The sequence below is a fragment of the Streptomyces atratus genome, from assembly GCF_900119365.1.
Lineage (GTDB): Bacteria > Actinomycetota > Actinomycetes > Streptomycetales > Streptomycetaceae > Streptomyces > Streptomyces atratus_B.
Map to the genome: position 1 here is coordinate 1 of NZ_FPJO01000075.1, position 7,997 is coordinate 7,997.

Annotated in this window: 1 protein-coding gene; it reads right to left on the reverse strand. The window is 70.3% G+C overall.

All coding sequences use genetic code 11. The features are described 5' to 3' along the window. Positions 1 to 7,997 (reverse strand): type I polyketide synthase (locus BT364_RS38650; protein ID WP_256260430.1); only part of this gene is annotated, 7,997 nt, incomplete at both ends.

Genomic DNA, 7,997 nt, shown 5'->3' on the forward strand with positions numbered 1-7,997 from the left:
GGGTACGCCTCGTACAGCTCACGGCCCATCCCGGCCCGCTGCGAACCCTGACCCGAGAACAGGAACGCCGAACGGCCACCGCCCACGACACCGCGGACCGCACCCGTAACGGACCGCCCCTCGGCCACCGCCCTCAGCAGCGCCCCACGGTCCTCACCGATCACCACCGCACGGTGCTCGAACGCCGTACGCGCCACAGCCAGCGACCACCCCACATCCAGCGGCGAGACACCCTCCACCAGACCCAGCAACCGCTCCGCCTGACCCGCCAGCGCCTGCTCCGACCTGGCCGACAGCACCCACGGCACCACCGGCAACACCGAGGCAGCCGCCTCGTTCAGTTCCCGGATCGCGAGGTCCGTCGCGCTTCCGATCGCACGCTTCCGCAGAGCCGCCACGGCGGCGGTCAGCTGCTCCAGGGCCGGGCCGTTCTTGCGGAGTACCGACACCGTCAGTGCCGTGCTCTCGCCGAGGCACGCCCGGCCCAGAGCGGTGAGCACACTGTCCGGACCGAGCTCCACGAACTGCTCTACGCCCAGATCGCGAAGTGCGTGCATGCCGTCGAGGAAGCGGACGGCCTGGCGGACGTGGTTTATCCAGTAGTCGGCGGTCAGCAGTTCCTCACCGGCGAGTTCACCGCTGAGGTTGGAGACGATCGGGATCTGCGGTGCGTGGAAGGTCAACCTCTCAGCAATCGCCTTGAACTCGGCCAGCATGGGCTCCATGCGCGGTGAGTGGAAGGCGTGGCTGACGCGCAGTCGCGCCGACCGCTCGAACCGGGCGGCCACCGCCAGTACGGCGTCCTCGTCGCCCGAGACGACCACCGACGACGGACCGTTGACGGCTGCGATCGAGACACCGTCGGTCAGCAGCGGCAGGATGTCCGCCTCAGTCGCCTTGAGCGCGACCATCGCACCGCCGGCGGGGAGCGCCTGCATCAGCCGGCCCCGGGCCGCGACCAGAGCCGCCGCGTCCTCCAGGGACCAGACGCCCGCGAGGTGGGCGGCGGACAGTTCGCCGATGGAGTGGCCGAGCAGGTAGTCGGGCGTGATGCCCCAGTGCTCGACCAGCCGGAACAGCGCGACCTCGACGGCGAACAGCCCCGCCTGCGTGAACACCGTCCGGTCCAGCTGCTCGGAGTCGCCGAAGACGACCTCCTTCACCGGGCGGTCCAAGTGCCGGTCGAGCTCCGCACACACCGCATCGAACGCCTCGGCGAACACCGGGAACGCCTCGTACAGTTCGCGACCCATGCCGACGCGCTGCGCGCCCTGGCCGGAGAACAGGAACGCGGTCCGCCCGGCGGCCGCCTCCGGCGCCGGCTGGGCCGGGAGGGACAGGAGGCCGCCCTGGTCGTACCCGTCGGGCGACTCCTCCACGATCACGTGCGCGTTCGTACCGCTGATGCCGAACGACGACACACCGGCACGGCGCGGCTCGCCCCCCGCCGGCCAGGCGACCGGCTCGGTGAGGAGTTCCACCGCGCCCGCCGACCAGTCCACCTGTGTGGACGGCTCGTCGACGTTGAGCGTCTGCGGGAGCACGCCATGGCGCATGGCCATGACCATCTTGATGATGCCCGCGACACCTGCGGCGGCCTGTGTGTGGCCGATGTTCGACTTGACCGACCCCAGGAGCAGCGGCTTGTCCGCCGATCGCTCCTGGCCGTACGTGGCGAGCAGGGCCTGGGCCTCGATCGGGTCGCCCAGCTTCGTACCCGTACCGTGCGCCTCGACCACGTCGATCTGACCGGCGGACAGGCCCGCACTGGCCAGCGCCCGGCGGATGACGCGCTGCTGCGAGGGACCGCTCGGGGCGGTCAGGCCGTTGGACGCACCGTCCTGGTTCACGGCCGAACCTCGGACCACCGCGAGGACGCGGTGACCGTTGCGACGGGCGTCGGACAGCCGCTCCAGGAGCAGGACGCCCACCCCCTCGGACCAGGCGGTGCCGTCGGCGGCGTCCGCGAAGGCCTTCACCCGGCCGTTGGGAGCGAGGCCCCGCTGCTTGCTGAACTCGATGAAGCTGCCGGGCGTGGCCATCACGGTCGCACCACCGGCCAGTGCCATCGAGCACTCGCCCGAGCGCAGCGCCTGGGCCGCCAGGTGCAGGGCGACCAGCGAGGACGAGCAGGCCGTGTCGACGGTGACCGCCGGGCCCTCCAGGCCCAGGGTGTACGAGACCCGGCCCGATACGACGCTGCCGGCGGACCCGGTGGTGAGGAAGCCCTCGACACCCTCCGGGACCTCGACCAACTGCGAGACGTAGTCGTGGTACATCAGACCCGCGTACACGCCGGTCTGACTGCCCCGCAGAGCCGTCGGGTCGATACCCGCGTACTCGACGGCCTCCCAGGAGGCCTCCAGGAGCAGGCGCTGCTGCGGGTCCATCGCCAGGGCCTCACGCGGCGAGATCCCGAAGAAGACCGGGTCGAACTCGGCCGCCGTGTGCAGGAAGCCGCCCTCCGTCGCGTACGACGTACCGGTGCGGTCGTCACCCTGCTCGAAGAGACGCCCGATGTCCCAGCCGCGGTCCGTCGGCAGCGGGGAGATGGCGTCGCCACCGGAACCCACCAGCTGCCACAGGTCCTCGGGACCGGCCACGCCGCCGGGGTAGCGGCAGCTCATGCCGACGATGACGACCGGGTCGTCGTGGTCGACGGCGACCGGCGCCGAGGCCGCGTCCCGCTGCGCCCGCGCACTGCCCGTGCTCTCCGTGGCGATGTGCTCGGCGAGGACGGTGGCGGAGGGGTAGTCGAAGACGAGGGTGGCGGGCAGGCGCAGGCCGGTGACCGTGTTGAGGCGGTTGCGGAGTTCGACGGCGGTGAGGGAGTCGAAGCCCAGCTCGGTGAAGGCCCGCTCGGCGGGGACCGAGTCTCCGGACGCATGTCCGAGTACGGCCGCGACCTCGTTCCGCACGACATCCAGCACCAGCCGGACCCGGTCCTGCTCACCGACGGCCAGCAGTTGCTGGGCGAAGTCGGCGGACTGCCCGGCACCCGCGCGTGCGGTCCGCCGGTTCGTCGTGCGGACCAGGCCACGCAGCAGATGCGGGACGACCGGCGCCGAGCGGAACACTTCGAGATCCAGCCGGACCGGGACAAGCGTTGCCGAGCCCGAGCCCGAGCCCGATTCCGAGTTCGAGCCCGATTCCGAGTTCGAGCGCAGGGCGGCGTCGAAGAGTTCCAGACCCTCCTCGGGTGAGAAGGGCGTGATTCCGCTTCGGCTCATCCGCTCCGCATCGGCTGCGTCGAGGCGGCCTGCCATGCCGCCTTCGGCCCAGGGGCCCCAGGCGAGGGAGACGGCGGGCAGCCCCTGGGAACGGCGTACGGCAGCCAGGGCGTCGAGGAAGGCGTTTCCGGCGGCGTAGTTGGCCTGGCCAGGTCCGCCGAATGTGCCCGATGCGGAGGAGAAGAGGACGAAGAAGGAGAGGTCGAGGTGGGTGGTGAGTTCGTGGAGGTGCCAGGCGGCGTCGACTTTGGGGCGGAGGACGGTGGTGAGTCGTTGGGGGGTGAGGGTTTGGAGTATGCCGTCGTCGAGGGTTCCGGCGGCGTGGATGATGCCGGTGAGTTTGTGGGTGTGGGTGATGTTGTTGATGACGGTGGTGAGGGCGTTGCGGTCGGTGGTGTCGCAGGTGACCCAGTGGGCGGTGGCGCCGAGGTTGTTGAGTTCGGTGATGAGTTGGGGGCCGTTGGGGCCGCCGTTGGGGCGGCGGGCGGCGAGTACGAGGTTGCGTGCGCCGTGTGTGTGGACGAGGTGGCGGGCGATGTGGGTGCCGAGGGCGCCGCCGGCTCCGGTGATGAGGATGGTGCCGTTTGTGTCGAGTGGTGTGGGTTCGGTTGTGGGTTCGGTTGTGGGTTCGGTTGTGGTTGTGGTTGTGGTTGTGGGGGTTCGGGTGAGTCGGGGGATGTGGGTGGTGTTGTTGGTGGTGAGGGCGATTTGGGGTTCGTCGAGGGTGGTGAGGGTGGTGAGGGTGTGGTGGTCGGGGGTGGGGGTGTTGGTGGGTGTGTCGATGAGGGTGATGCGGTTGGGGTGTTCGGCTTGGGCGGAGCGGATGAGGCCCCAGGTGGTGGCGGCGGCGAGGTCGGTGATGGGGGTGTTGGCGGTGGTTGCGCCGTGGGTGAGGACGACGAGGTGGGTGTTGTCGGGGTGGTCCTCGTCGAGCCAGGCCTGGAGACGGGTGAGTGTGTCGGTGACACGGGTGTGGACATCGGTGATCTGGTCGACACCGGCGTCGGGCCGGGGGACTTCGAGGATGTCGAGTTTTTCTGCCGGGTCGGTGACCGGGGTCGTAGGGGCCGGGACCCATTCCAGCTGGAACAGTGAGTCGGAGTGTGCGTGGGGTGTTGCTCCGTCGATCTGTTCGGCTGTGACCGGTCGCAGGGTGAGTGTGTCGATGTGTCCGACGGGGGTTCCGGTGCCGTCGGCGAGGTCGAGGGTGACGGTGGCGTTCTGGCCGTGGGTGATGCGTACGCGTAGGACGGGGGAGCCGATGGCGGTCAGGCTGACGCCGGTCCAGGCGAAGGGCAGGCCGGGGCCTTCGAGTCCGGTCGGGCCGCCGCTGACGGCGATGGCGTGGAGGGCGGAGTCGAGGAGTGCGGGGTGGAGGCCGAAGCGGCTTGCTTCGTCCCACTGGTCCTGGTCGAGGGCGATGTCGGCGAATACTTCGTTGTCGCGTCGCCATACGGCGCGCAGGCCTTGGAAGACGGGTCCGTAGCCGAAGCCTGCGGCGGCCATGTTCTCGTACAGGCCGTCGGTCTGTACGGGTTGTGCGTTCTGTGGCGGCCACTCGGTGAGGGGGGTGCCCGGGATGGCGGGTTCTGCTGAGACGGAGCCTGTGGCGTGCAGGGTCCAGGTGTTGGTCTCGGTGCTGGAGTGGATGGTGATCGAGCGGCGGCTGTCGGCTTCGGCCGCGCCGACGACGACCTGGAGAACGATTGCACCGTTCTCCGGGAAGACCAGCGGCGCCTGGATGGTCAACTCGTCCAGCACGTCGCAGTCGACGCGCTCACCAGCATGCAGCGCGAGCTCGACGAACGCGGTGCCGGGCAGCAGGACCGAACCGAAGACGGTGTGGTCGGCCAGCCACGGATGCGAGTCCAGCGACAACCGGCTCGTCAGTACGAGTCCGTCGCCGTCCGCGAGGAGCACCTCGGCACCCAGCAACGGGTGCTCCGCAGCACTCATGCCGAACCCTGTCGGGTCCTCGGCCCTGGCACCCGAGAGCAGCCAGTAGTGCTGGTGGTCGAAGGCGTAGGTGGGGAGGTCGGTGCGCTGGGCGCCGGTGTCGGCGTAGTACGTCGTCCAGTCGACGGCCTTGCCTCGGACGTGGAGTTCGGCGAGGGCGGTGGTCAGCGCGTCGGGTTCGGTGCGGTCCTTGCGCAGGGCAGGGAAGAAGTCGGCGTCTTCGGTGACGCAGTCCTGGCCCATGGCGGAGAGGACTCCGCCGGGTCCGAGTTCCAGGTACGTGGTGACGCCCTGGGTTTCGAGGTGGCGTACGCCGTCGAGGAAGCGGACCGCCTGGCGAACGTGGTCCACCCAGTAGTCGGCGGTCAGCAGTTCCTCGCCTGCGAGTTCGCCGGTGAGGTTGGAGACGATCGGGAGCTTCGGTGCGTGGAAGGTCAGGCCCTCGGCGACGACCTTGAACTCGGCGAGCATGGGTTCCATGCGTGGTGAGTGGAAGGCATGGCTGACCCGGAGGCGCTTGGTCTTCGCGAAGCCGGAAGCGATCGCGAGTACGGCGTCCTCGTCACCCGAGACGACCACGGAGTCCGGGCCGTTGAGCGCGGCGATGGAGACACCCTCGGTGAGCAGCGGGAGGACGTCAGCCTCCGTCGCCTGGACGGCGACCATGGCCCCGCCGGTCGGGAGCGCCTGCATCAGGCGCCCACGTGCGGCGACCAGGGCGGCTGCGTCCTCCAGCGACCACACCCCCGCCACATGCGCGGCGGCCAGCTCACCGATCGAGTGGCCGAGGAGGTAGTCCGGGGTCACACCCCAGTGCTCCAGCAACCGGAAGAGGGAAACCTCGACCGCGAAGAGACCGGCCTGGGTGTACACGGTCTGGTCGATGAGCTCCGACCCGCCGAACACGACATCCTTGACCGGCTGGTCGAGGTGCTTGTCGAGTTCGGTGCAGACCGCGTCGAAGGCGTCCGCGAAGACCGGGTACGCCTCGTACAGCTCCCGGCCCATCCCGGCCCGCTGCGAACCCTGACCCGAGAACAGGAACGCCGAACGGCCACCCTGGACCGATCCGCGGACCACGCCCGCCGCCGTACCGCCGGAGGCCAGGACCGTGAGCCCCCGCAGGAGGCCCTCGCGGTCACCGGCCACCACCGCGGCCCGGTGCTCGAAGCGTGAACGTGTTGCCGCCAGCGACCAGGCGACGTCGAGCGGGGACGTCCCGGCGTCCTTGCCGATCCGGGCCAGCAGCCGCTCCGCCTGACCGGCCAGCGCCTCTTCCGACTTGGCCGACAGCACCCACGGCACCGCCGGCAGCGCGGCGGCGACGTTCTCGGCCCGCGCGGGCTCGGCCTGGGGCTGCTCGATGATGACGTGGGCGTTGGTGCCGCTCACGCCGAAGGAGGAGACAGCGGCCCGGCGCGGGCGGTTGCCCTGTTGCGGCCACTCGCGGGCCTCGGTGAGCAGCTCGATCGCACCCGACTCCCAGTCCACCTTCGTGGACGGGCGGCCGACGTTCAGCGTCTGCGGCATGATGCCGTGGCGCATGGCCATGATCATCTTGATGATGCCCGCGACACCTGCGGCGGCTTGTGTGTGGCCGAGGTTGGACTTCAGCGAGCCGAGCCACAGGGGCCGGTCCTCGGCGCGTTCCTGGCCGTAGGTGGCCAGCAGTGCCTGGGCCTCGATGGGGTCGCCCAGGGTCGTACCCGTACCGTGCGCCTCGACGATGTCGACCTGGTCGGCCGAGACCTTGGCGTTGGCCAGGGCCTGGCGGATGACGCGCTGCTGCGACGGGCCGTTCGGGGCGGTCAGGCCGTTGGACGCACCGTCCTGGTTCACTGCCACGCCCCGCACGACCGCCAGGACCTGGTGGCCCTTGCGCCGGGCGTCGGAGAGGCGCTCGACGAGGAGCATGCCGACGCCCTCGGACCAGCCGGTGCCGTCCGCGTCGTCGGAGAATGACTTGCAGCGACCGTCGGCGGCGAGACCGCCCTGGCGCTGGAAGTCGAGGAACGCGGTGGGCGTCGACATGACGGTCACACCGCCGGCCAGGGCCATCTCGCACTCGCCCGAGCGCAGCGCCTGGGCCGCCAGGTGCAGCGCCACCAGGGAGGACGAGCAGGCCGTGTCGACGGTGACCGCCGGGCCCTCCAGGCCCAGGGTGTAGGCGATGCGGCCGGTCACGACGCTGCCGGTGTTCCCGATGCCCAGGAACGCCTCCACGCCCTCGGGCACGGAGTCCGGCGACATCGCGTAGTCGTGGTACATCAGTCCGGCGAAGACGCCGGTACGGCTGCCGCGTACGGTCGCCGGGTCGATCCCGGCCTGCTCCATGGCCTCCCAGGAGGCCTCCAGGAGCAGCCGCTGCTGCGGGTCCATCGCCAGGGCCTCACGCGGCGAGATCCCGAAGAACGCCGGGTCGAAGAGCCCCGCATCGTGCAGGAAACCGCCCTCCAGGGAGAGTTCCTGCTGGTCGGGGTCCGTGTCGAGGAGCCTCTCCAGGTCCCAGCCGCGGTCGGTGGGGAAGGCGGAGATGCCGTCGGCGCCGGTGGCGACGAGGTTCCAGAGGTCTTCGGGGGAGTTGATGTTGCCGGGGTAGCGGCAGGCCATGCCGACGATGGCGATGGGTTCGTCGTCGCCGGAGGTGGTGGTGGCCGTGGTCGTGGTGGTTGTGGTGGTTTCGCCGGAGAGTTCGTCGGCGAGGTGGTCGGCGAGTTGTCCGGCGGAGGGGTAGTCGAAGACGAGGGTGGCGGGCAGGCGCAGGCCGGTGACCGTGTTGAGGCGGTTGCGGAGTTCGACGGCGGTGAGGGA